A 26,747-nucleotide genomic window follows, 5' to 3' on the forward strand; every position below is an offset into this window, starting at 1 on the left:
TTAGTTATTCAGATTTTAAAGATTTTACCGGATCCATCATAGCCGCCCTGACGCTTTGAAATCCAACCGTCAATATTGTAAGCAGCAGCGCCGCGGCGCCAACCATAACGTACGTGTACCATTGCATGGTAATGTGATACTCATATTTTTGCAGATAACTTTTTACGAAAGTATAAGCAAGCGGAATGGCGATTACAATGGAAATCAAAACAAGTATTACGAAATCTTTTGATAACAATATCGCAACGCCGTGTACACTCGCTCCCAACACTTTACGAATTCCCACTTCCTTAGTCCTTTGATTGGCTGCAAGGGTTATCAGCCCAAAAATCCCGGCCAGCGCAATCACAATTGAGAGCATCGTAACAAAATTCACCATCTTCCAGATTCCGTCCAGATCATTATACTGACGGCTGAGTTCTTCCGACAAATAGAAAAACTTAAAGGGCTTTTTCGCCGGCATCATTTTCATCTTCTTTTCCAGCCCGGCCATTACTTCTGCGACATGTCTGTCGTCAGTAAACTTAACGGTCAGATAACTGTTTAAAGCCGTTTTTCCTTCGTACCAATGAATTAAGGGTTCAATTTTTTCCTTTAATTCCTGATAGTGAAAATCCTTCATCACACCGATCACCGTGTAAATTTTGTCATTATTTTTCGGGTGAATGCGTTTCCCTACGGCCGTTTTCCAGCCAAGTGCCTTCATGGCAGATTCATTGATCACGACCGGATTATTTTCTCCGTTTTTATCCAGTTCATCAGAAAAATCCCGTCCTTCGATCATGCTGATGTTATACGTTTGAGCATAAGCCGAACTGGTGCCTGCTTGTCTGAGACGCACTTCTTTATCCGGTTCCGACTCGGAAAGATACAGGTTGTAATTACTCCAGTATTTCGTTGGGACCACACCCGACGTTGCCACACTTTTCACATATGGGTTCTGTTTCAGATCATCAAGAATACCGCTGAATTGTCCCATCGCGGCGTCAACGTTCTTGTATTGCATATCCGACTGAACGATCACCACATTCTCCTTATCAAAACCAACATGGGCATTTCTCATAAACCCGGTCTGCATGCGTACGCTCAACGCCCCTAGAATGAGCACAATGGTCAGTACAAATTGCACAACGATAAGACTGTTTTTCGTCCATCCTTTTGACTGCGGTTTACTCGTCAATGTCCCTTTGATCGTATCCCTGATATCCAGCTTGTTAAGATACATGGCCGGATAAGTCCCTGCAATGAATGCAATGGCGCAGATGATAACCAAAAGAATAAGCATTGTAGCGTAATCCTGTTGCCAGTTTACCATGAGCTGCATTCGTCCCTGCCTGAATTCATTGAACTGCGGAATCAGATACGTTACTGCGAAAATGATGGAAAGCGTCAGAGCCGCTACCAACACAATACCTGATTCCAGCCAAAACTGGATTAAAATCTGGCGTAACGTGGACCCTGTCACTTTTCTCACGGCAACTTCCTTAGCCCTTGTAAACGAAACGGCCGTATTTAAATTGATAAGATTTATACTGATAATCAGCAAAATAAATCCGGCGATTGTCATCGCCCCATAAATCATACTTTTGAAAAAAGGATTCTGGAAATGTATAAAATCCTTTATTGGTGCTATATGAATTGTCCGGTCTTTCGCGCCTTCTGCAAAATGTGTTTTGACAAACTTCGGAAACTTTGATTCCAACTTTCCAATATCAGTCCCCGCTTTTACTTTTAGATAAACAGCGGCAAAGGTGTTATACCAATCGGCATTCTCCCTGAAACCTTTGTCGGCTTCCAGATTGGCAATTGGCACAAGCACTTCGAACTGAATCGACGAATTCGCGGGAACAGGTTCCAGCACACCGGTTACTGTAAAATTTAAAGTATCGTTTACGGTGACAGTCTTTCCGACAGGATTTTTATCCCCAAATAAAGCAGCAGCAATATCTCCGTTGATAAGAATTGACTGCCTGTCTTTTAGTGCAGTTGACGGATTTCCATATTTTAGCTGAAAGGAAAAAACATCAAAAAATGTACTGTCTACATACTTTGTATTTCCCTGAATATCCTTTCCGTTGTAGTTAATCCAGACATTGTTCCAACCCTGAATATGTGTTCCCTTTTCTATTTCCGGGTAGGTTTTGAGCAGCTGATCCAAAATGGGATAGACTGTCTGGTTATAACGACTTTCTTTATCAGCAGTCTGAACAAAATAAATCTGGTCATTATCCTTATGAAATGTATCAAAAGTTAATCCGCGCTGGATGAACAAAATCAAAACTACCGCACTTGCCAACCCAAGCGAAAGTCCCAGAAGATTAATGCCCGTAAAAAGGCGGTTCTTCCAAAGCGAGCGAAAAGCAATTTTGATGTAGTTTTTGAACATGTTTAGAGCTCATTTAATAACTTTTGAACACTAGAAAGGAAGACAAATTCCGGAACACGGATTTCACCAATATCTGATATTAAATTATTATACCAAGAAAATTAATCCAACATAACAAATTGATAAACAGAATTTTAGAACAAAACAAAATCAAACAAGGTGTCCGAAATCGGACACCTTGTTCATTAGCGTACTTTTTATTCAACTGAATCTGTTACATCTCGTTACTGATCAGTAAATCAAGGGTTTTCGACTTACTCAGAGCGCAGACTTTTCACCGGATCAACCATCGCCGTTCTTATACTTTGAAAACCTACGGTCAATATGGCTATTGAAATCGCCAGGATTGCAGAAATCGCAAAATACCACCATGAAATCTCAATCCGGTATGGAAAATCCTGCAACCAGATGTTGATCGCGTAATAGGCTATAGGCAACGAAAAAAGGATAGCAACACCTACGAGTTTCACAAAATCTGTTGACAACAGTGCCGTAATACTGGCAACGGAAGCCCCCAGTACTTTACGGATCCCAATTTCCTTAACCCTCGATTCTGCATTAAACGTAGCCAATCCAAATAATCCGATACAGGAAACGAAGATCGATAAAACGGCTGCCAGCGTAATCATTTGCTTCCATTTGGCTTCCTTTTCATATCTTTTTAAATTCGTAACATCCTCAAATTTATATTCAAAAGGCATAAACGGCACATGTCTGCGGAATACCTGCTCCACCGTTTTGATGGTTTCAGGAATATTCTTTGCATCAAGTTTAAGGTAAACGGTACCTAATCTGTAATTCGGATCCTGGGTCAGCAAAAGCGGTTTGATCTTCTCTTTTAACGAAGCGAAATGGTAATCTTTCACAACGCCAATCACCTTATATTTTTGATTTTTCCACTCAAAATCTACTTCCTTCCCAATCGGGTCCTTCCAGCCGGCTTCTTTTACAAATGCTTCGTTGACGATCACTGACTCCACGGGATCAGACCCGAAACTCCTGGCAAAATTGCGTCCCTTAACCACAGGAATTTGCAGCCCAGGCAGGAAATTATCGTCCACGCCGATATATCCGAAATCAATTTTTCCGTGTTCTGTTTTGGCACCGGTTCCATTGTAATTGCCATTAAAAGCAGCCACTGTTTCAACACCCGGCGTATTTTCCAACTCTTGTTTCACACTCTCCAGAACTTCCGCACCCGGGCCTCCACGTCCCAAACTAAACCGCATCAGATTTTTGTCATTATATCCCAAATCTTTATTCGTCAGATATTTAAACTGAGAATAGATAACAATCGTACCGATAACCAGACAAATGGATAAAGCAAACTGGAAGACAACCAATCCTTTTGTCAAATAATTTTTCTGCACAAGTTTAGTCCGGTTGTACAAGGTTTGGGCTGGACTGAATCCGGATAAAACCAATGCCGGATAGATACCTGCCGTTAGCCCGGTGATAAGGAAAAGCGCCAGATAGCCCGAAATAAGTTTGATATCCAACAAATAAGACAACGACAATTGTTTGTTTGCAAGGTTATTAAAAGTTGGAAGTACAAGCTGTGTCAGCAAAATCGCGAAGGAAAAAGCGACGAAGGACAGCAAAAATGACTCTCCCAGAAACTGGAACATCAACTGTTTGCGCTGGCTTCCCACAACTTTCCGAATACCGATTTCTTTCGCTCGCTTTAACGATCTGGCAACCGTGAGGTTGACGAAATTAATGCAGGCAATGAGCAAAATAAAAATGGCGATACCGGAAAGGATATAGGAATAAATCGGGCTGCTGGCACGATCCAGACCATTTCTTAAATCACCGGACTCACTATCCAAATGTATCGTCAGAAAGGGTTGAAGGCCGAAGCTGATTTTTTGACTAAAATCTTTGATCTTGCTGATTTCTTCTGCTGACTTGGTTTTAAAAACCTGATTTAACTTCGGAACAACAGCCCGATAATCCGCTTTGTCGTTCAGCAATACAAAAGTATTCATGTAAAAACCAAGCCATTCCTTATCCGTCCAGCCTCTTGATTCCTGAAATTTGAAAGGCAGCACCGATTCAAACTGGATCGATGAATTTTGAGGGCATTTTTTGGCCACACCCGAAACGTTAAACGTTTCAAACTTATCCCCTATTTTCAGATCCAGGGTTTTTCCAACAGCATCAGTTGTACTGAAATATTTTCTGGCAACATCTTCCGATATTACGATCGAATGAACGTCGGATAAAACCGTTTTGGGATCTCCGGACAAAAGCGGCAAGGAAAATACCTGAAAAAAATTATCGTCGGCGAAAAGTATTTCTTCATTCAACAGGTCGTTGCCTTTTTTGGTAACGAAAGAACTTCCCTGCGTTCTGACTACTTCTTTAATTTCAGGGATTTCTTCCTTGAAAGACGGGCCGTGGATAGCATTCGTACTGCCAATCGTCCGGGTTTCCCTCTCATCAGACATCGTCACTTTTATCCGGTACAGCTGATCCTTGTTTTCCTGGAAACGGTCAAAACTGATCTCGTCCTTTGTATAAAGAACGATCAGCATGCAGCAGGTCAGCCCCAGCGATAACCCTGCGATATTGATAACCGAAAATACCTTATTTCTGGTCAGGTTCCGGATTGCGATTTTGAAATAGTTGGTTAGCATAGCCGTTGGCTTTTAGCTGTTAGTGATTAGCCGTTAGTGATTAGCTTTTAGCCGTAGCCGCCAGCTTTATTTGGGTTTTAGAAATTACTGGCAAGTATTGACTTATTCAAGCATAAAATATTTACTTTAATATCTACCATATTCCGGGAAACGAACCTTCAAACTACCGGCCCCAAAGCTAAAAGCTAATAGCTAACCGCTATTCGCTCCTTAGCGACTTCACCGGGTTTTTCAAAGCGGCCTTAATCGATTGGAAACTTACCGTCAGCAATGCAATGGCAATGGCCAGAATTCCTGCCAGAACGAAAACCCACCAGGGGATATCGATGCGGTAAGCGTAGTCTGCCAGCCACTTGTTCATGGCGTACCACGCAAGCGGAGAGGCTATGACGAAAGCGATCAGCACGAGTTTGATAAAATCCTGCGATATCAGATTAACGATTTGCGCGACGCTCGCACCGAGCACTTTCCGCACACCGATTTCTTTCACACGCTGCTCCACCGAGAAGGAAGCCAGTCCGAATAATCCAAGACAGGAAATCAGGATGGCAAGTCCGGCCAGAATCCCGACAATCTCGCTTACGGTATTATCCGCACGATACAATTCGGCAAAATGCTCATCCAGAAACTCGTATTCAAAGTCATCACCCGGCACAATTTCTTTCCAGACAGACTGAATGCCGGCAATGGCCTCCTTGGCACTTCTGCTGTTAATCCTGACTGACATTTCACCATAACCCCAATCCTTTTGGTTAAAAATGCAGAGCGTTTCTATTTTATGGTGTAACGAATTGAAATTAAAATCCTTGGCTACACCAATTAACACGCCCGTAGAATCCATCCCGCCAAAGCCGAAATTTTTACCGATTAGAAAATCAAGCGATTTCCCAGGCGTTTCTTTTAACAGTTCTTTTGCCAATGTTTCGTTTACGATGTAGGCTTTGCCATTATCGCTATTCCCTTCTTTCGAAAAATTACGGCCAGCAATAACAGGGATTTTATACAATTTCAGATAATCCGCATCAACAACAACCTGTGAAGAGGTAAGCTCCCGGACAGGGCCGTTTCCGTGAAATTTCACACCCGTCTGATGCAGGTTATTACCCAATTTCTGCTGAGATCCTGTAACAGCCGCAACATGAGGACTGGTTAACAATTGTTCCTTTAATGCCTGAAAATTTTTGTTTGCGATAGGGCTTAGCGGAATGGTTATTACCTGTTCTCTGTCAAATCCGATATTGGCCTGCTGCATGTAATTGAGCTGACGAACCGTCAATACGGTGGCAATCATCAGGAATATAGCGCCAGCAAACTGACCGACCACCAAGACATTCCTGAAAGACATTTTTTTCTTTCCTGTTTGCATCGTCCCTTTCAAAACGGTTGCGGCGTTAAAAGAGGAAAGATATGCTGCCGGATAAAGTCCGGAAACAACGCCAACCACAACGGCCCCGGCAATCAGCGAAAGCAAAAGAAGCGGATTTGTGAAAATCGAAAAAGTCATTTCCCTTTGACTGAGCGTATTAACGTAGGGAAGCAGGATTAAGACAAAAGGAATAGCGAGCAAAAGAGCAAAAAAACACAACATCACCGATTCTCCAAGAAACTGTAAACCCAACTGAAACCGCCCGGAACCACTTGCTTTCCGTATCCCGATTTCCTTCGCTCTGCCAGCCGACCGCGCTGTGGAAAGATTCATAAAATTGATACAGGCAATCAGCAACACGATCAGTGCGATCACTGAAAAAACGTAGGTATAAGTCTTGTCAAATTTCTGATAATTCTGGTAGTCATGCGTGATACTCATCGAATTGGCATGAACCTCTTTAAGTGGTTGAAGGAAAAGCTCATAAAATTTCCAGTTGCCTTCCTTCATATTTCTTTTAAGAAATTCCGGAAACTGCTTTTCCAGAGAAGCTACATTGGCATTTTTCGACAGTTCCAGGTAAGTTACAAGCCAGTTTCCTCCCCAGTTATTCATAAACTCGGGTTTGGCAAAAGTGTTGAAGGAAAACAATGCTTCAAATTGAAGATGTGAATTTTGAGGCGTCGTTTCCATTATCCCTGTTACGGTAAAACGCGTTGTATCGCCTCCATATGTCGTAATAATTTTACCAAGCGGATCTTCGTCACCAAATATTTTCTCAGCACCAGACTCCGTAAGCACAACACTGTTAGGCTTTTGCAGCACCAGCTTACGATCTCCTTTCAACAATTTATAATCGAACAAGTCCAGAAATGTAGAATCAACCCATAGCGCCTCCGGTAATTGAAGCCGTTTTTCATTATATCTGAGCTTAACCTTCCCCATCCCTTTGACACGGGTAAAATTCAAAATTTCAGGGTACTCATTTTTCAGCGTGGGACCCATCGGATACATGGACAAAGCCACGTTTTGCGGCGCAACCATCCCCTCGAACTTCTGAACCTCATCCAGACGATAAATATTTTTGCTGTGGATCCCATCAAAGCTTTTTTCATAAAAAACGAACAGCATGATGATGATACAGGCCGTTATCCCGGTGGAAAGGCCAAGAATATTCAGAAGAGAATACACCTTGTGTTTCCAAAGGTTTCTCCAGGCTATTTTCAGGTAGTTCTTTATCATTTTTCAGGTTTTGGCTTTTAGAGGTCAGCTATTAGCTTTCCGAAATTTCGTACATATCAGATATAAAATATTCGATTAAGAGCTAACTACCAATAACTAACAGCTCTCATTCGCTTTTTAAGCATTCCAACGGGTTAACATGAGCCGCTTTCACTGCCTGCATACCTACCGTCAGCCAGGCTATACATAACGCTGCAACACCTGCCCCCAGAAAATACCACACTTCCAGGCTAATGTGTAATGCGAAGCTTTGCAGCCAGTAACCGGTGATCAGATAACTGACGGGTAATGCAATCACGATAGCTGCAATGACCAGTTTCGTAAAATCACTGGAAAGCAGATATACAATACTGAAAACACTGGATCCTAACACTTTACGAATTCCAATTTCTTTCAATCTTCTTTCTGCTGTAAACGCGGCAAGGCCAAATAATCCCAGACACGAAATGAGGATTGCCAAACCTGCAAAATATTTTGAAAGTGAGGCTACGCGTTGTTCCGCTGCATATTGCGCCTGATATTCCTGATCGAGAAATTTATAATCAAGCGAAAATCCAGGATTGTGCTTTTTATAAAGTTCTCCCATCGACGCTAAAACAGGTTTTTCCTTTCCGGCTGCAATTTTAACCATGATGATATAGGTATCACCTTGCGATAAACGGAAAAACAACGGTTTTACATTTTCATGAAGTGATTCAAAATGGAAGTCTTTAGCAACACCCACAATCTGCATGTCATCCCCCCAAAGTTTGATCGTTTTTCCAATAGGATCTTTTAACCCCATGAATTTGACAGCCGCTTCATTAAAGATTATTTTGGAACTGTCCGCACTGAAATCCCTGGAAAATAAACGACCTTCTTTCATTTGAATTCCCAGCGTCTGCATCATTTCATAATTCACACCGACATTTTCAAATTCAGTTTTGTTATCTTCAGTTTTACCTTCCCACCAGATCCCGTAAGTCCCCGAATTATGCCCGGTCATGTCGTGACCAATACTTGAAGCGTTTACGATGCCTGGTGTATTTTTTAGTTCAGAAAGGAAAGTTTCCATTTTCGCATCATCCCCCATTTTTCCTTCCCTGGTAAAATAGACAAGATTGTCTTTATTATATCCCAGGTTTTGGGACTGAACAAATCCAACCTGTTTGTAGACAACAATCACCGAAACAATCAGAATAACGGAAATCGTAAACTGAAAAACGACGAGACCTTTTCTTGCCCAGACTTCGCCAGCAGAGACATTTAATCTTCCTTTTAAAACGGAGATCGGATTGAATCCGGAAAGATATAAAGCAGGATAACTACCTGAGATTAAACCCGTAACAATAACAACACCAAGAAGCGAGAAAACCAGTTTAGGATCATAATGGAGTGTCAGATCCTTGCCTGTTATTTCATTAAACTGAGGTAAAAACAATAAAACGATCAACACAGACAGAAAAAGCGAAAGGAAAGTCATCAGCATGGATTCTCCCAGATATTGATAAATCAGCGTTTCCCTGTATGCACCAATAGCTTTTTTTATACCCACTTCCTTCATTCTGCCCGAAGCTTTGGCGGTGGACAAATTCATAAAATTGATGCACGCGATCATCAATATGAACACAGCAATGATTGAAAATAACCGGACGTATTCTATTCTTCCACCAACCGGCAAGCCATTTTCGTATTTTCCATGTAAATATCCGCTTGAATAAGGGCGAACAAATGGCGTTCGGTGTGTGACTTCACCATTACTTTTCACCTTAACCAGATTAGCAATTTTCTTATTAAACTGATCAACATCAGCTCCGCTTTTCAGCAATACAAATGCATCAGGACCTGAATTTCCCCATTTGACACTGTTTGGATACTTTTCTATATACTGTTCAAAAGAAACAACAAAATCGAACTGTTCAGAAGAATTTGGCGGTGTTCCTTTAAAAATCCCGGAAACTACAAATTGCTTTTCATGCTCAAATTCGATTGATTTCCCGATGATATTTTGTGTAGTATGAAAAAGATTCCGAGCCAGCTTTTCTGAAATGACTATGGAGCTTTTATCATTTAAAACCTGGTTTGCATCACCTTGTTCGAGGTTATAAGAAAACATATTAAAAATATCCTTTCCCGCATACCTTCCCTTGCTTCTGAAATCGTTATTTCCCGCCGATAAAGTCGCGGCAAACAGCTTTGACGAAATTGCGTACTCGACTTCCGGCATCTCACTTTTCAGCGTTTCAGCCAAAGATCCCGACGTCGATTGTGCCGTAAGAATGCCCTGAGCCTGTATCCTGTTTTCCATCACCTGAAAAAGCTGACCGTCCTTTTCGTGAAATTTATCAACGTTTAGTTCATCATTAACCCAAAGGTAAATCAGCAACGAACAGGCCAATCCGGCGGAAAGACCTGTCAAGTTGATAAAAAAGGTACTTTTAAACCGTTTGAAGTTACGGTAGATAACGAGAAGGTTGTGTCTGAACATTGTTCAAGATTTTAAGAGATGACTTTGACCCTGACTCAGAAATAGTTTTTCTCTGTCACGATCTTGTCTGGCTAATAGCGCAAACGTGAGGTTTAGTATTCCAAAAAGCTTTTGAAATACTAAACACACCCAATAGGTATCGAAGGATCCGGAACGTTCCGAAAATTATCTACACGTGAATTTTTTCTGTAACTACCTTACCATCAAATAAGTTGACAATACGGTGAGCGAAACCTGCGTCATACGGTGAGTGAGTAACCATGATGATTGTGGTGCCGGCAGCATTTAACTGGCTCAGCAAAGCCATTACCTCTTCACCGTTTTTCGAGTCAAGGTTACCGGTCGGCTCATCCGCAAGGATTGTTTTTGGTGTTGCCACCACCGCACGGGCGATCGCTGTACGCTGCTGTTGCCCCCCTGAAAGCTGTTGCGGAAAGTGATTGCGGCGGTGCATCATATTCATACGGGTAAGCGCCGCTTCCACTTTTTCTTTACGCTCAGCTGGCGGCGTTTTAAGGTATAACAATGGCAGTTCCACGTTCTCATAAACGGTAAGTTCGTCGATCAGGTTGAAGCTCTGGAATACAAACCCGATGTTACCTTTACGAATTTGTGCCCGTTGGCGTTCCGACATTTTACCAACTTCGGTACCATAAAACTCATACGAACCATCACTTGGATTATCCAGCAAGCCAAGAATGTTCAACAGCGTAGATTTACCGCAACCGGACGGTCCCATGATAGCGACAAATTCTCCGTCTTTAATTTCCAGATCAATGCCATTGAGGGCGGTGGTTTCTACTTCCTCGGTAGAAAAAATTTTCTGTAAGTTGTCAATTTTGATCATATTTCTTAGCTGTTGGCTGCTAGCTTTTGGCTTTTAGCTTGGTTATGGGTATTTCTTACGTCTTGGTTTGTTACAATTATTTCGTTACTCTTCGGTGCTTTTTTAATTCTCTGTTAGTAAATCTACTTGCTAAAAAGTTCAATTATTCGATCTAAAAACCAATCATTAAAAGCTAACCGCCAAACTAAAATTCCAGCACCTCATTATCTCCAAAGTTCTCGTAAGAACTTGTAATTACTTTTTCGCCAGGCTGAAGTCCTTCAAGTACTTCGAAATATTCAGGATTTTTACGTCCCAATGTGATTTTACGTTTCGCCGCACGCTTTCCATCGGCGCCTAAAACAAACACCCAGTTTCCACCTGTTTCGGAGAAGAAACCACCTACTGGCAATAAGGTTGCTTTGGACGGCTGTCCAAGTTGCAAACGGATCGGTGCCGATTGTCCGCGTTTGATCAGTGCCGGTGCCCCGCCTTTCGGGAACTCCATATCGACTTCAAATCTGCCGCTTAAAACTTCCGGATAAATTTTGATGATTTTCAGATTATAGGCCTTGCCATTGAAGTCCATACTTCCCTGCAAACCTGCAAAAATCCGGGAGATATAATGTTCATCCACGCTCACACGCATTTTGAACCCATTCAAATCATCAATCTGACCAATGTTTTGTCCCTGATTAATGTTCGAACCAACTTCCACATTCATGGACGAGAGCATACCAGACACCGGTGCTTTTACAACCAGGTTATCAAGCGTTTGTCTCCACAAATCCACATTTTTCTTTGTATTCGCAAGCGTTCCTTCAAGCTGCGTGATTTGCATTTTGGCATTTTCCTCCTGGTATTTCTGCGATTCTATCTCAATTTCACGCTGTTTCGTCAGACGTTCAAGCTCACGTTTTGTTTTAAGGTAATCCGCATCAGGAATCACCTTATCTTTATATAACTTGATGTTTCGCTCATGAGCATCTTTTGCCTGATCAATCTGAAAATCAAGCTCACTCAAACTTTTCTGCAATGTAAAACGCTCAACTCTCAAACGCTGGCGGGTATTCTGAAGGTCATTCACCAGTCGGCTTGCCTCCGTTTCCGATTGCAAAAAGCTAAGTTTCAAACTTTGATTTTCAAGTTTTAGAAGCACATCACCCTGCTTCACCATATTACCACCCTCAATCAGTTTCTGGGTCACATATCCTCCTTCAATCGCATCCAGCTGAATTGTTTTCAATGGCTGAACAACACCTGTAACAACGATAAACTCATCGAATTCACCTTGTTTTACCGTTGAAATCGTCAGTTTGTCCTGCTCTACATTCAACTTGCTTCTTTTATCGACAAAGAAAAACTGGTAAACCAAGAAACTAACCAATAAAACACTTCCGGCTATAATTCCTATACGTCGGCTGTTCCAGAATTTTTTTGGCTTTACTCTGTCCATTGTCGAACCTCCGGTGAAATTAGATCCGTTGCTCCCGGAAACTGGTGTTTTAACTTCCATTATATTGTCAGGCTATTTAATTTCATTTAAATCTTCTTCCCTTTTTATATCCAATCACTATGCCAGAAGAGAAGAAAGGTCATAACTATTTGAAAATCAACAAAAACAAATAATCAAACATTAGCCAACATGTTCGTTATCGGACACTTTTGTTCGGCTTCGGACAAGGAAAAATCATACACCGATCCGGCCTCGTCTCAGCCATCTTTCAACCCAAAAGTAAGTTAGCAGCAATACTTTTGTTCATAAGTGCCTTATTAACTTAAAAATTACACAAAAAATAGCCAATATTGCTCAATGATTTAATTATCATTGCGCCGCAACTCCAAAATTTTTACCAAAATATTAGCCAAAGCCCAGAATATGCTCCTCTCCGAAGCCAAAATTCTTATCATTGATGATGACGTTGACGTACTAAGTGCAGCCAAACTTTTGCTTAAACGCCATGCAAAACTTGTAGATATTGAAAAGAATCCTCAGAAATTACCATTTCTGGTAACAAACGGGACTTATGACCTGATTCTGCTGGACATGAATTTCACCCGTGATGTGAACAGCGGAAGAGAAGGTTTTCATTGGCTGGACAGGATTCTGGACATCAACCCGAATATCAAGGTGATCATGATCACGGCTTATGGTGATATTGAAATGGCGATCCGGGCGATCAAATCCGGAGCTACTGATTTTGTATTAAAACCTTGGGAAAATGATAAACTCATTGCGACCATCGAAGATGTTTTAAAGGAAAAGAAAGGTGATAAACTAGCTTCGGGAACGGAAGAAAAATCGGACAACAAAAAAGAAAAAATCTCTTCTGACGCCATTATCGGCCAAAGTGAGGGAATGCAACACGTTTTAAAAACATCTGAGAGAGTAGCAGCGACCGATGCCAATGTTTTGATCCTGGGAGAAAACGGTACGGGAAAAACCCAATTGGCACGTTATCTGCACCAGCATTCCCAGCGTTCCGAAAAACCTTTTGTTGTTGTGGATTTAGGTGCATTAAGTGATTCCCTTTTTGAAAGTGAGCTGTTTGGCCATGTGAAAGGTGCCTTTACAGATGCCAAAGAAGATCGTGCAGGGCGGTTTGAAGAAGCAAAAGGCGGAACTATTTTTCTGGATGAAATCGGAAATTTAACACTGTCTCTACAAGCAAAATTATTAACTGTTTTGCAGGAACGAAAAGTTACCCGCGTCGGCTCCAACAAACCGATCCCGCTGGATGTTCGTCTGATCTGTGCAACAAATATGAATATTGAGAGCATGGTTACCGATAAATCCTTTCGCCAGGATTTGTTTTACCGGATCAACACCATCGAACTCGACCTGCCCCCGCTACGCGAACGCCCCGAGGATATTGCACCGCTGGCAGAATTTTACCTGAAACAATTCCGTAAAAAATATAACCGCCCGGTGACGGACATCAGCAGCGCATTGATCAAAAAAATGCAGCAATATAACTGGCCAGGGAACATCCGCGAATTGCAGCACGCCATTGAACGCGCCGTCATCCTATCTCAGGAAAAAACCCTGCAACCGGATGACCTTTTCCTAAAAAGTTCGGGCGGACAGCCGACCACAGCTACCGGCTTCGATCTGGAAGATATGGAGAAAAACATGATCATTCAGGCCCTCAAACGTTTCAACGGAAACATCACCGACGCTGCCAGAGAACTTGGACTAAGCCGGGCTGCTTTGTATAGGCGCATGGAGAAGTATGGGCTTTGAGAGGGATTTGAATGAAGAATTAAAAATGGAGAATGAAGAGTAATATGTCGCCCAAACATCAATTACCATTTTGAAAATTGGTGGTGATGTTTTGTTTAGAAAATACGGTTCGGGGGGGCAAATTTATCGTCAGGTTAGTTCCAAGCGTTCAAAATTACATAGGTACCATTCTTATGAATCTTTTGTGCCGTAGGCACAACTCGTCGGTAGAAATTTGTTTGTGATGTTAGTTCCATGCATTCAAAATTACATAGGTACCATTCTTATTGAATCTTTTGTGCCGTAGGCACAACTCCCGGGTAGAAATTTGTTTGTGAGGTTAATTCCAAGCGTTCAAAGTTACCTAGGTACCATTCTTATTGAATCTTTTGTGCCGTAGGCACAACTCGTGGGTAGAAAATCATTCGTGAGGTTAATTCCAGGCGTTCAAAGTTACCTAGGTACCATTCTTATGAATCTTTTGTGCCGTAGGCACAACTCCCGGGTAGAAATTTGTTTGTGATGTTAGTTCAATGCCTTCAAAATTACATAGGTACCATTCTTATGAATCTTTTATGCCGTAGGCACAACTCCAGGGTAGAAATTTGTTTGTGATGTTAGTTCCAGGCGTTCAAAATTACATAGGTACCATTCTTATGAATCTTTTGTGCCGTAGGCACAACTCCCGGGTAGAAATTTGTTTGTGATGTTAGTTCCAAGCGTTCAAAATTACATAGATTCCATTCTTATGAATCTTTTGTGCCATAGGCACAACTCGTGGGTAGAAATTTTTTGGGCGGATTATTCGCACGCGTTCCAATCGGAACGCTTCGTGACCTGAACAAATTCCCTACCCGCGAAATCTGCCAAAGGCAAATAAATTTTACTTTGAAATACCTGAAAGCCAATTACTGACAACCGAAAGCCCCACCCTGGCATATTTTTTACACCTTTTCGCGTTATGATATCGAAGTTCTCATTTCAATCCATAACTAATGACAAAGTATTGCCTGCCTGCCATTCTTCTTTTTTTAGCACAATTGAGTTTTGCCCAGCATAAATCGATTCAATCGGTACCGTTAAAAAATGTAAAACTTCAACAGGGATTTTGGCACCAGCGTATGGAAACAGCGCGAACCGTAATGATCCCCCACGTTTTGCATCAATGTGAAGAAACTGGCCGTATCGATAACTTTGCGGTCGCCGGAGGATTAAAAAAAGGTGTTTTTCAGGGTACCCGATTTGACGATTCCGACGTTTTCAAAGTCGTTGAAGGTGCGTCATATTCTCTCCAAAATCATTACGATGCCAAGCTTGACCATTATCTTGACAGTTTAATAACGCTTTTCGCAGCGGCGCAGGAACCCGACGGATATCTCTACACCATCCGGACGATCAACAAGGATACAACCGGGTCTTATGACTGGATTGCAGGGCCCACCCGTTATTCTTTCGAAAACGGAAGCCATGAACTCTACAATGTGGGGCATCTTTATGAAGCAGCCGTTGCCCATTACCAGGCCACCGGTAAGAAATCTTTGCTGGAAGTAGCGACCAAAAATGCCGATCATCTCGTGAGAACGATCGGACCAAAACCGGGGCAGCTTATTGTAGTTCCCGGCCATGAAGAAATTGAAATTGCCCTGGTGAAATTATACCGGACAACCAATAAAAAAGAATATCTGGATCTTGCACATTTCTTTGTGGATATGCGTGGTCGCTCCGACAAACGTCCACTTTTTCTGGATGAACACCGCCTTGGCCCCTCGTATTTTCAGGATCAGAAACCGGTTGTAAAACAAAAGGAAGCTGTCGGGCATGCCGTGCGCGCACAGTATTTATACGCGGCCATCGCGGATATGCTCACGATTGAAGATAACCCTCAGTACAGCAACGCCATCCACCAGATTTGGGATGATGCTACTACTAAAAAGCAATACATCACGGGCGGCGTGGGCGCCAGGGAAGATGGTGAGGCATTTGATGCTGCCTACGTTTTACCGAATGACAATGCCTATGCGGAGACATGTTCGGCTGTTGCCAATCTGATATGGAATCACAAGATGTTCCTTTACACAGGCGAATCCAAATACATGGATGTTTTTGAACGGGTTTTGTATAATGGTTTTCTGGGCGGTATGTCCGTTTCCGGAAATCAGTTTTTTTATGTGAATCCGATGGCATCCAACGGACTTAATGACTTCGGACGCGGCGTTGGAGCCACCCGTCACGAGTGGTTTGGCTGCGCGTGCTGCCCTACAAACGTATCGCGTTTTTTACCATCGCTTCCCGCTTATGTTTATGCAACAAAGGCCAATGAAATTCTTGTGAATCTTTTTATGGATAGCGATTCGGATTTAAAACTTGAAACTACGTCGGTAAAAATCAGTCAGAAGACGGCTTATCCATGGGATGGAAATATCAAACTGACTGTTTCCCCTGCAAAATCAGCGGCATTTCCGGTGTCGATCAGGATCCCGGGCTGGGCAAACGGACAGGCTATACCCGGTGATTTGTACACATACGAAAATAAGCAGGCGAAGGCAGTTCAGGTAGCTATAAATGGGAAAAACACGCCTGCTGTTATTGAAAACGGATATCTCAAACTTTCCCGCACCTGGAAACAAGGTGATGTTGTGACGCTGGCACTGGATATGCCCGTACGAAGGGTCATTGCCAACGAAAACATCAAAAACAATATTGGAAAAGTAGCTATTGAACGCGGACCTGTATTGTATTGTGCCGAAGGAAAAGATAACAATGGAAAGGCTCTTTCCATCGCCGTAACGCCGGATCAGAACTTTAATGCAGAATACCAGAAGGATTTTCTTGGCGGATTAACCGTTCTTAAATCAACCGGAGAAAAACCGGCAACGCTTATCCCCTATTACGCATGGGCGAACCGCGGTGCTAATGAAATGACAATCTGGTTTGATAAAAAATAAACATACTGAACTCAGTCAAAGCAATACTCTTGAACTTGTTTTGACAGTGTTGCTTTGACTGAGTTTACTTACTTATCCATATTTTTTTTCAGCGCATCGAGATCTTTCAGCTCGCCGTCTACAACAACATTTACGTCGCTGTTACGCAAAACCTCATTTTCCGAAACCAGCTTACATTTGAAATACAACGTAAATGGCAGGTCTTTCCCTTTGAAAATCATCTGACCGGCCGTTTTTAGTAAATCGCCCATGTTTATTTTGAGCGGAATCTCGTATATCTCACTGCTCTTTGACTTAACCTTTGTAAAACCCTTCACAGCACCTTTTGCCAGACCTTTTTGGTTGCCCAGATCTACAACATAGGAAGGATTTTCAAATTGAACCGGAAAAACATTCTGATTTGTAAATCTCAGCTGTATGACCACATCGGACTTACTGAGACGAAATTTCTCCATGTCATAACCAACCAATTCCACTTTGGGCAAACGATAAAGAGGCAGTCTCTTATCCGAATGCAAACGCAAGGTATCCTTGCCCAAAAAAGGCTTTTCCAGGTTTAGCGCCACTTCAAAATGATATTCAGCGCTGTCTTCTCCAATAGCCGCACTCTTTTTACTCACCGCCGCCAGCTTCTTAATTTTCAACTGAGTCGGCAAAGTGAGCACGGTGCTGTCCTGTGATTTGAGTTTTAACGGGTCTGTATGCTCACTTTCTATAATCCGGACATGATTCATGTCTACGGCATAAGTAAAATTTTTGACATCCAGACCTACCGGCAGCGGGTTGTCTACCAATAAGTTCAGCGACAGGTCAATCGTGCTATCGGTGATATTGCTGATCCTGCCAATGCCCATTTCGACCCGCGGTTTTAATCCCGAAACCGGGTTGGCATATTTTGACTTGTAAAGAAAATAACCAATTACGCCAGCTACTATTATTCCTGAAACGATTAATACAATGATTGGTGTCTTCGACCGGTTTGCCATAAAATGGAAGTTTTGTGCCTGAATAAATCGGTTACGCAAAAAGCATTCCTTTCATCAAATTGAGAAAAACAGGCAACAAATCGTTTTAACTAATTGATTTTCAAACCAATTAATCATCATGAGGATTTTATTACGCCTAAACGTCGGCTCAAAATTCAAAGTTGTGGATATATATCTGCACTAAAAATATCCGAATCGTGCGTAGCAATTTTTAAGGGTTCGGGTACGGATGTTTTATATCCGAGCAGTACAATTGAATTCTTCAATTGCCACAACAAACTAGCAATTAAATAATTACACTTATGAAAACTGCAAAAAGCAAATCGACCAAAACAATCAACGAGAAGGATCACGAAAAACTGACAGAACTTTTTGTGGACGGTCTGAAAGATATCTACTGGGCGGAAAAACATCTTGCAAAAGCCTTACCCAAAATGGCAAAGGCAGCTACGTCTGAGGAACTAAAATCGGCATTCGAGGCGCACACCACAGAAACAGAAGGTCATGCCAGCCGGTTGGAAGAAATTTTCGGCATAATAGGCGAAAAGGCTCAGGCAAAAAAATGCGCGGCTATGGAAGGGTTACTTAAAGAAGGTGACGAGATTATCGAAAGTACAGACAAAGGCACGATGGTACGTGATTGCGGGCTGATTATGGCTGCTCAAAAGGTAGAACATTATGAGATAGCATCGTATGGTACGTTACGAAATATTGCCAGAACACTGGGACACGAGGACGTAGCAGATATTCTTCAGACAACACTCAACGAGGAAGGTGAGACTGATCATAAGCTGACGGATCTCGCTGAAGCCTATGTCAATGAAGAAGCAGGTCAGGAATAATATTTCTGGTCTTTGAAAACCGTTGGTCAGAGTGCAGCAATGCCGTTGATCAGCGGTTTTTTCATGTGGTAACTTCGTCAATGCTAATACAAATCGCCCGCCAGGTCTGTTGATAACAACAAAGCCTGACGGGCGATTTTAATCAACTATATGAGTCAGATTATTATACCAGATTCAATTTCCCGTGGTCACCCGGGTCAGTCGGCTGGCCCGTTACGGCAGCTTTGACCATCGACAGAAAAACAACCATTTTTGAAGACGGACTATCCCAATATGCCGCTTCGTCCGTCGTGACCTTCAAAACTACAAGATTCGGATCGTCCTTGCCCTCTGGAAACCAGGCTTTTGACAATGGACTCCATAATGCTTCTTTCTTCGCTTCGTCGTCAACGATGGTGGCATATCCGGAGACACTCAGGTAAGTATTGTCCCCAGGATGGGAATAAATCAGGGTAACTTCTTCACCATTGCCGGTTTCATTGGCAATTTCGGTGTTTCTGGATGTAAAAAACCAGGCATTTCCTTCCTCATCCACATCCAGGGTCGTCATAGGACGCGATTCAATTTTCCCGTTTTCAAATGTGGTATACATGCAAAACCGGATATCCTCAACCAGGGATTTGAGCTTTTTTATTGCGTCTTTATTTTCAAGATCCTTTTCCATGATTATTTCAATTTTAGTCTGTTATGAATATTGTTTCACCGACTGCCTTAAAATAACCGTTCCAATCAGAACAGGCTCATGTACCGATAACTTGTGATAAATTTATTCCTTGAAAGATACCGACATTAGATTTCCCACCTCTCCAATTGATATGCACTGTCCCAGAATACATATTCCAGCCTGGATGCCGTCACATAAGCCTCCGTCATCTTTTTCCTTGTAGCTTCGGAGGCATTTTCCGCGAGTTCATTGCAGATTGCCAGTGCCTTGTTTACTGAAACTGCAAAATCTTCCCCTGCATAGGCATCGATCCAGTTTTGATACGTGTTCGGCGAAGTTTGGTTCGCATAAATGTAATCGCCTATCTTTTTATAAATCCAGAAACAGGGAAGTAAAGCCGCCACAGCCACTTCGAAAGACTCGTAGGCACTGACTGTCAGCAGGTAATTGGTATAAGCAAAACAACCGGGGGCCTTTCCGCTTTTAAATTCAATGGCATATTCCTGAAAATAGCTGTCGTGCAAAACGCGCTCAACGATGATTGCATTTTGGGCAAAACCCAGGAATTCAAGCAATTGCTGACTCGTTCCGGCACGGGTCCCGGCCATTGCCAATGCCCTTGCAAAATCGGCAAGATAAAGTGAATCCTGATAGATATAGAATTTAAACTTTTCAAGCGGCAAGGTCCCCGATTTCAATTCCTGATTAAAGGGATGTTCAAGAATGTTGTTGTAAATGGGCAACGCCTCGTTCCAAAGATGATCTGTGAAAGTCATGTATATCGTTAATTTAAAATCAAATGGATTTAATCACCATCACCTGCGGTGAAAAAGAATGGTTCAGCGGCCCCGAGCCCTTACCCGTCGTAATGTCTTTTCCTGCGGTAATTGCCCCGGCAACATATTTTTTGGCCAGCTGGATTGCGTCAGCCAGCGTATTACCGAGCGCCACATATGAGGCTATCGCCGAAGAAAGCGTGCAGCCCGTGCCGTGCACGTTTTGACTGGCTATATACTCTGTCTCAAAAATCTGAGGCGATCCGTTCTTTTGGTCGAAAACATCAAAAAGTTTCGGTGCGATCAAATGTCCGCCTTTTAATAAAACGCCCTGGCAGCCCCGATCGATCATTTCCCGAGACGCTGTTATCATGTCTTCCACATTTTCAATTTTACGGTTGACCAGAATCTGTGCTTCGTCCAGGTTCGGTGTAATTAGCGTGGCCCGGGGAAATAACTCCTTCCATAACACTTCAATGGTTTCATCCTGAATGAGTTTTGAACCACTGGTCGACACCATAACCGGATCGAACACAACAAACTCCGGCTGAAAGCGATCCAGAATTTCGGCAATAACCTGCGCGACTTCAATCGTATTGATCATCCCGATTTTAACGGCGTCAATTTTTATGTCTTCAAAAACCGCTTCCAGCTGGCTCTTCAAAAAAGCCGGCGGAACCGGGTGAATGGCGCGCACCCCTTGTGTATTTTGTGCCGTAAGGGCTGTGATGGCGGAAGTTCCGTAAGCACCCAACGCGGCAATTGTTTTCAGATCAGCCTGAATACCTGCCCCGCCCCCGCTGTCGGAACCCGCTATGGTTAACACTGTTGGATATCGTTGCATTGTATCAATGTCAGTTAAATACGCGTTAAAGATTTTAAATAGCTTGCGGCTTCAAAAGGTGATTCCGCACTGCAAATGGCCGAAATAACCGCGATACCACTGGATCCGTGGTGCATTACTTCCGAGGTATTTGACGCATTAATTCCGCCAATAACAACCAGGGGATGTTTACTGTTTTCTTTTACCCACTTCAAACCTTCCATCCCCCACGGCTCTGAATGATCCGTTTTTGAAGGCGTGGAAAACAACGGACTGACTGCCAGATAACTGAGCTCCCAGTTTTCGGCCTCCACCACATCCTCTTTCTTCTCTGCCGACAAACCGATGATTTTTCCAGGAGGTAATATTTTTTTTAGTACGGAATAAGGCATGTCGCTCTGACCCACATGCACACCGTCTGCATCACTGGCCAATGCCACGTCAACGCGGTCATTGATTATTAACGGAACGTTGTAAGGAGCCAATAGCGCTTTCATTTTTATGGCCCGCTCAATAAAAGCCCGGGTATCCAAAGATTTTTCACGAAGCTGTACCATCGTGACGCCGCCCTTGACGGCCTCCTCGACAACCCAAAATATGTCCCTGCCAAGACAGGCAGATTCATCGGTTACGAGGTATAATTGTATTTGTTCATTCAACATTTTGAAACTTGTTATAAATACCTGGCATTCGTAGTGTCACCTCTTCGAGGTTAAACGGTTTTGGGGATCGATTAGTCGCTATAATACTGTCATCCCTTCGGGATTGTTAAGTCAGGGCGATTTTGGCGGTTGATGGTTTTAAAATTAATCGATCATTACGAGCAACAATCTCAGCCCATTTACCATAATCCCGGAGGGATGAAAGTATTATAGCAAACCGGCCAACCGTATTAGAGCTAAACCCTGAAAGGGTGACATAACTTTTTTCGACCAACGCAACGATGGGGCAAATTCACTTAATAATCGCTAAACGCTCCAACACTTCCGGTGTAACTTCGGCCAATGCATCTAAAAAGGCGATTTGGAACGAACCGGGTAACTTCGCTTTTTCAAATGCTTTCTCCCCGCAAACACCCATCAATGCCGCTGCCGAAACTGCCGCCTCAAAAGCATCCGGCTGAACTGCACTAAATGCCCCGGCAATGGCTGAAGCCGAACACCCCATACCGGTTACCCGTGTCATTAATGGCACGCCATTTTCCACATAGGCGACCTTTTCTCCGCTCACAATAACATCCGTGGCTCCGGAAACACTTACCACACAGCCGTATTTGTCGCTCAATAACCGGGCTGCCTGGATACTGTCGATTGAACTTGCCGTGCTGTCCACACCTTTTGTCTTAATATTTACACCGGCCAGTGCAAGAATTTCAGAGCCGTTGCCACGGATGAGCGTTGGAGCGGCCGTTGCCAGTAATTCAGACAAAACCTGATTACGATAAGGTGTTGCTCCTGCACCTACAGGATCGAGAACAATGGGTTTGCCCAATTTCGCCGCCGCCAGCATCGCCTTTTTCATTCCTTCCACCCAAAGCGGTGATAATGTTCCGATATTGACCACGAGCGCACCTGCGATCGCCACCATATCTTCAACCTCTTCAACGGCATGAGCCATGACCGGAGAAGCGCCAACGGCCAGAAGCGCGTTCGCCGTATAATTCATGACGACAAAATTCGTGATGTTATGAACAAGAGGCGAACGTGCTCTCAGCTCTGCAAGATTTTCAGCTATATTAAATTTCATTTACATCGGGATTTGAAGAAAAACAAACCGAATTGGCGCTTAGGCAGCGATTCCCGAAATGAGATGACAGAAAGAAGCACTTCTGTGTAAACGCTTTTTCCTACGACAGTATCAACTGTTTCAGGTTCAAAGGGTATTTCTCAGTCCAAATTGGGACACCCCTAAAGCCATTCTTAACTGCGAATGTAGTAGTTTTGGTCATTATTAAAAACAGAAAGGAGTTTTACTATTACTTTCCTGTTCTTACTTACTCACTTTAAATCTCTTTTTTCTTTCAAATGATTAAGGCGGCAATATTTGACATGGACGGATTGCTTATTGATTCAGAGCCGATCTGGACGGAAGCAGCAACGGAGGTGATGCAAAAAGTAAACTTCAAGTTAACCCATGACTTAAAACTTCAGACAACAGGCTTATCCATCAAGTTATTTCTGGAGTTCTGCTATCGGATCCAGCCGTGGAACACTCCCGATCGTGCAGAGCTGGAACACGATATTCTGACGATTGCACACCGGAATATCATCGCTCATTCCAAGCCGATGCCAGGAGCCATTGAGCTCGTTAAAAATCTTTACCACGAAAACATAAAACTTGCCGTGGCGTCCGCATCCCATATGGAGCTTATTGAGGCGGTTTTGAAACGCCTTGAAATTATTGACTACTTCGAAACCTGGCACTCGGGAGAGCTCGAAGAACACACTAAGCCGCACCCTGCCGTGTATATTTCGACGGCTGCCAAACTGGGCATTCCTCCTCACGAGTGTATCGCTTTTGAAGATTCGTTTACCGGGCTTCGTTCTGCACACGGTGCCAAAATGATCACCATCTGCGTTCCCAACCCGGAAGTATACGATGACCCCAAATTTGACCTGGCGCACTACAAACTGCGGTCCCTGGAAGAATTTGATATTCTGGCGGTGGGCGTTTGAGAATAAATACGATATTAGCTTTGAGAAACAGCCTTCCGGCTATTCCCGAATTTCATTTTTCCTGAACCAAGATTAACCCGCAAAAAAATGACCGGTCTGCGCCATTTCAGCATCATGATTGCCGTAAGGATTACGATTATTATTCTGACCATTATAGGGCTGTTCTGGTTGACGAAATACCATACCAATGTCGGGTTAATCTGTATTCTGGGAGCAATTATTGTTTTTGTGCAGGCCTCGATGCTGTATAACTACGTGACAAAAGTCAACAGGAAACTGATTTACTTTCTTGAATCCGTCCGTTATTCCGATTTCACGATAAACTTCCGGGCCGACAATACCATGGGAGCTACTTTTCGTGAACTCAATCAGCAGTTCAACGAGGTTTTGCAGGCCTTTCGCCAGGCACGCGCGGAGAAAGAAGCCAGTCTCCAATACCTCAACACGATTGTCCAGCACATTGGAACCGGGCTTATCACCTTTGACGGAACCGGACAGGTAAACATTATCAACAGCGCAGCGCTGCGCATGTTAGGCATTTACCGTCTGCATAATTTGAGCGAACTCGAAGATAAACATCCCCGGTTGTATGAGTTGCTCGCGGACCTGAGTTCCGGGGTCAGGGAGTTATATCGGACGCCGTCGGATCAGCCGCTCGCTTTGCAGGGAGCGGCCATTCAGATGCATGGAAAATGGGTGCGCATCGTAGTCTTGCAAAATATCCAGACAGAACTTCAACAGCAGGAGGTGGAATCCTGGCAAAATCTTACACGTGTTTTGCGTCATGAAATCATGAATTCCATGACACCGATTGTTTCCCTCGTGGGCACGATGAGGTTGATTGTCAATGAAGATATTGAAAAAAGCACAACCAATCAGGAAGCGGTCAGCGATTTAAAAGAAGCGTTGCAAACCCTTGAAAAACGGAGTAAAGGGATGATGCAGTTTGTGAATGCATACCGAGATTTCACGACGCTGCCCAAACCAAATTTTGCCAGTCTGAATGTGAAGGAATTGCTGCATGAAGTTATACAACTGCTTCAAACGGACCTCACAGCCGTTGGTGTTTTATGGCAGGTCAATGTAAAACCGGACAACCTGACCGTAAAAGCCGATAGCAGCCAGATTCAGCAAGTATTGATCAACCTGATCAAAAATGCATCCGAATCTTTTTCCGCACAAACCAACCGGATGATCTCGATTAATGCTTATATCACCGACAGTGTTACCGTTATTGAAGTGAGCGACAATGGCGATGGCATTGAGCCAGAGGCGCTTGACAACATTTTCATTCCCTTTTACACAACAAAAAAAACAGGCTCAGGTATCGGACTAAGTCTTTCACGACAAATTCTTCAGCAACACGGAGGACAGCTTAATGTTCATTCGGAAGTTGGAAAAGGTACTGTTTTCTCTTTGGTAATCTAATGTTGTTGTAGGTTACACAGAGGTGTCCACAGAGAAAGAAAGAGGGACACAGAGTTTTTTGCATGGATATTTCAATACAACTACTTGACTTCATTGATAATAAAATTTTGTAGAAATTTGATAAATCATTCAAAATTTCATTACCAATACAAAACAGAGCCATGAAAGAAAAAAACTCCGTGCCCCTCTTTTTAACTCCGTGTACCCGCGCGGCGTCCGCTCTGTGTAACCTACACATCAAACCAATCCTCTTAACCCGGCAAACGATTTTCCCAGAATGGCCTTATCATCCGCGACAAGCCAGTCTTTTAATAGGGAAGAATACAAGTCTCTGAAATCCAATGAATATCGAAGATCCCCGCCATCCAGATCAATAAGATTTGGAGCTTCATTATAAATCACAGAACTTCTTGCCGGACCACCTATCAGAAATACATTGTTTGCCGTTCCATGATCCGTTCCGTTACTCCCGTTTTGCTTAACGCGCCGGCCAAATTCACTGAAAGTCATCACCATTGTTCTGTCGAGGTGCCCTTGTTTTTTCAGATCATCCACGAAAAAACTGACAGCCTCTGCATATTGTATCAACAACTTATCCTGCTGATTTCGTTGCCCCACATGCGTATCAAACCCCGAAAGAGAAACATAATAAACCTGTGTATCGACGCCCGAAGTGATCAGCTCAGCAATTGTCCTCAGGCTTTTTCCAAGTTCGGAATTTGGATAGTCAGCCAGTCGGTGTTTCAGATTTCCTTTCTCAAATAAATACTCGGCGCTGGACTCCGTATCGGCCAGTGTTTTGTATAAATAACTGACCTGATCATGTTCATCACCGTGACCTTTATAGGTTTTAGCAAGATTCTCCGCCATTCCATTCCTTGTCTGCCTGTACAATTTCTGAGGGTCGAGCATGGCCAGCCCATTGGCTTTTTGCCCCTTCATCGCCAAACTTAACGTATCATCAATTTCCAGCATATGATGCGGTTTTATCGTACAGCCAGCGCAACTGGCATCCAGGTAACGACCCAGCCATCCCGTGGTAAGATATTCATCCGCATTGCTGCCCGTTTGCCAGATATCCATGGACCGGAAATGGGAACGGTCGGGATTTGGATAACCTACATTATTTAAAATGCTGACGCGCCCCTCGTCATACAGGCGACGTAAAGATTCCAGCGCAGGGTTAAGACCAATCTCATCTGTCAATTTCAGAACCTTGTCGTTTCCGATAGCCAGCGCCGGACGCTCCCGATAATAAATATCATTACGATACGGAATAACAGTATTCAAGCCATCATTACCGCCGGAAAGCTGAATTACCACCAGTATTTTCCCGTTCTGATCCTTCTTTATCCCGTACTCCTGCGCTTGCAGAAACTGCGGGATCAACATCGTTCCTACCGTGGTGAAAACAGAGTTTTTAAGAAAATTTCGTCTCTTCATTTTTCTGCTATTTTGT

Annotated in this window: 18 protein-coding genes and 1 riboswitch; of the genes, 5 read left to right on the top strand and 13 right to left on the bottom strand. The window is 43.1% G+C overall.

Annotation, left to right across the window (positions count from 1 at the left end; all coding sequences use genetic code 11):
* Positions 1–4: 4 nt before the first annotated feature.
* The 6 genes from M1L62_RS19525 to M1L62_RS19550 form a co-directional block, all read right to left on the bottom strand.
* Positions 5–2,386 carry an ABC transporter permease gene (locus M1L62_RS19525; RefSeq protein ID WP_254561299.1) on the bottom strand — a complete coding sequence of 794 codons (2,382 nt, stop codon included), beginning with the start codon at positions 2,384–2,386 and terminating at the stop codon, positions 5–7.
* 254 nt (positions 2,387–2,640) lie between these two features.
* Entirely contained in the window at positions 2,641–5,025 is a 2,385-nt protein-coding gene (locus tag M1L62_RS19530) for an ABC transporter permease (protein ID WP_254561300.1), read from the bottom strand.
* A 199-nt stretch (positions 5,026–5,224) separates the two neighbouring features.
* On the bottom strand, positions 5,225–7,633 hold the full coding sequence (locus tag M1L62_RS19535) for an ABC transporter permease (protein ID WP_254561301.1): 2,409 nt from the start codon (positions 7,631–7,633) through the stop codon (positions 5,225–5,227).
* 106 nt (positions 7,634–7,739) lie between these two features.
* Positions 7,740–10,100, bottom strand: a complete 2,361-nt coding sequence (locus M1L62_RS19540) for an ABC transporter permease (protein ID WP_254561302.1) — start codon at positions 10,098–10,100, stop codon at positions 7,740–7,742.
* A 169-nt stretch (positions 10,101–10,269) separates the two neighbouring features.
* Positions 10,270–10,947, bottom strand: coding sequence for an ABC transporter ATP-binding protein (locus M1L62_RS19545; protein WP_090335338.1), 678 nt, complete (start codon positions 10,945–10,947; stop codon positions 10,270–10,272).
* A 184-nt stretch (positions 10,948–11,131) separates the two neighbouring features.
* On the bottom strand, positions 11,132–12,382 hold the full coding sequence (locus M1L62_RS19550; RefSeq protein ID WP_254561388.1) for an efflux RND transporter periplasmic adaptor subunit: 1,251 nt from the start codon (positions 12,380–12,382) through the stop codon (positions 11,132–11,134).
* A 423-nt stretch (positions 12,383–12,805) separates the two neighbouring features.
* On the opposite strand from M1L62_RS19550, the gene M1L62_RS19555 reads away from it, so the two are divergent.
* Together M1L62_RS19555 and M1L62_RS19560 are read left to right on the top strand one after the other, a co-directional pair.
* Positions 12,806–14,170: a sigma-54-dependent transcriptional regulator gene (locus tag M1L62_RS19555; RefSeq protein ID WP_254561303.1), complete on the top strand. Its 1,365-nt coding sequence runs from the start codon at positions 12,806–12,808 to the stop codon at positions 14,168–14,170.
* A 974-nt stretch (positions 14,171–15,144) separates the two neighbouring features.
* Positions 15,145–17,094, top strand: coding sequence for a glycoside hydrolase family 127 protein (locus M1L62_RS19560; protein WP_254561304.1), 1,950 nt, complete (start codon positions 15,145–15,147; stop codon positions 17,092–17,094).
* 68 nt (positions 17,095–17,162) lie between these two features.
* Here the strand turns inward: M1L62_RS19560 and M1L62_RS19565 are convergent, their stop codons facing one another.
* Positions 17,163–18,080 carry an LEA type 2 family protein gene (locus tag M1L62_RS19565; RefSeq protein ID WP_254561305.1) on the bottom strand — a complete coding sequence of 306 codons (918 nt, stop codon included), beginning with the start codon at positions 18,078–18,080 and terminating at the stop codon, positions 17,163–17,165.
* A gap of 302 nt (positions 18,081–18,382) precedes the next feature.
* Between M1L62_RS19565 and M1L62_RS19570 the strand changes: the two genes are divergently transcribed.
* On the top strand, positions 18,383–18,922 hold the full coding sequence (locus tag M1L62_RS19570; RefSeq protein ID WP_254561306.1) for a YciE/YciF ferroxidase family protein: 540 nt from the start codon (positions 18,383–18,385) through the stop codon (positions 18,920–18,922).
* A 163-nt stretch (positions 18,923–19,085) separates the two neighbouring features.
* Here the strand turns inward: M1L62_RS19570 and M1L62_RS19575 are convergent, their stop codons facing one another.
* The 5 genes from M1L62_RS19575 to thiM all read right to left on the bottom strand — a co-directional run bounded on the left by M1L62_RS19575 (position 19,086) and on the right by thiM (position 22,931).
* On the bottom strand, positions 19,086–19,586 hold the full coding sequence (locus M1L62_RS19575; protein WP_254561307.1) for a pyridoxamine 5'-phosphate oxidase family protein: 501 nt from the start codon (positions 19,584–19,586) through the stop codon (positions 19,086–19,088).
* A 125-nt stretch (positions 19,587–19,711) separates the two neighbouring features.
* Entirely contained in the window at positions 19,712–20,362 is a 651-nt protein-coding gene (gene tenA, locus M1L62_RS19580; RefSeq protein WP_254561308.1) for a thiaminase II, read from the bottom strand.
* A gap of 19 nt (positions 20,363–20,381) precedes the next feature.
* The gene (gene thiD, locus M1L62_RS19585; RefSeq protein WP_254561309.1) at positions 20,382–21,206 is read right to left on the bottom strand and encodes a bifunctional hydroxymethylpyrimidine kinase/phosphomethylpyrimidine kinase; all 825 of its coding nucleotides are present in this window, start codon (positions 21,204–21,206) and stop codon (positions 20,382–20,384) included.
* 14 nt (positions 21,207–21,220) lie between these two features.
* A complete protein-coding gene (gene thiE / locus M1L62_RS19590; protein WP_254561310.1) occupies positions 21,221–21,847 on the bottom strand; it encodes a thiamine phosphate synthase in 627 nt (208 codons plus the stop codon).
* 292 nt (positions 21,848–22,139) lie between these two features.
* Entirely contained in the window at positions 22,140–22,931 is a 792-nt protein-coding gene (gene thiM, locus M1L62_RS19595) for a hydroxyethylthiazole kinase (protein ID WP_254561311.1), read from the bottom strand.
* 80 nt (positions 22,932–23,011) lie between these two features.
* A riboswitch (TPP riboswitch) is annotated at positions 23,012–23,104 on the bottom strand.
* Between the two features lie 105 nt (positions 23,105–23,209).
* Here thiM and hxpB point away from each other — a divergent pair.
* Positions 23,210–23,860 carry a hexitol phosphatase HxpB gene (gene hxpB, locus M1L62_RS19600; RefSeq protein WP_254561312.1) on the top strand — a complete coding sequence of 217 codons (651 nt, stop codon included), beginning with the start codon at positions 23,210–23,212 and terminating at the stop codon, positions 23,858–23,860.
* Positions 23,861–23,947: 87 nt separating this feature from the next.
* On the top strand, positions 23,948–25,288 hold the full coding sequence (locus M1L62_RS19605; protein WP_254561313.1) for a sensor histidine kinase: 1,341 nt from the start codon (positions 23,948–23,950) through the stop codon (positions 25,286–25,288).
* 237 nt (positions 25,289–25,525) lie between these two features.
* Here the strand turns inward: M1L62_RS19605 and M1L62_RS19610 are convergent, their stop codons facing one another.
* A complete protein-coding gene (locus tag M1L62_RS19610; RefSeq protein WP_254561314.1) occupies positions 25,526–26,731 on the bottom strand; it encodes a DUF1501 domain-containing protein in 1,206 nt (401 codons plus the stop codon).
* Between the last annotated feature and the right edge of the window lie 16 nt (positions 26,732–26,747).

The sequence above is a fragment of the Dyadobacter diqingensis genome (assembly GCF_024220585.1).
Classification (GTDB): domain Bacteria; phylum Bacteroidota; class Bacteroidia; order Cytophagales; family Spirosomataceae; genus Dyadobacter; species Dyadobacter diqingensis.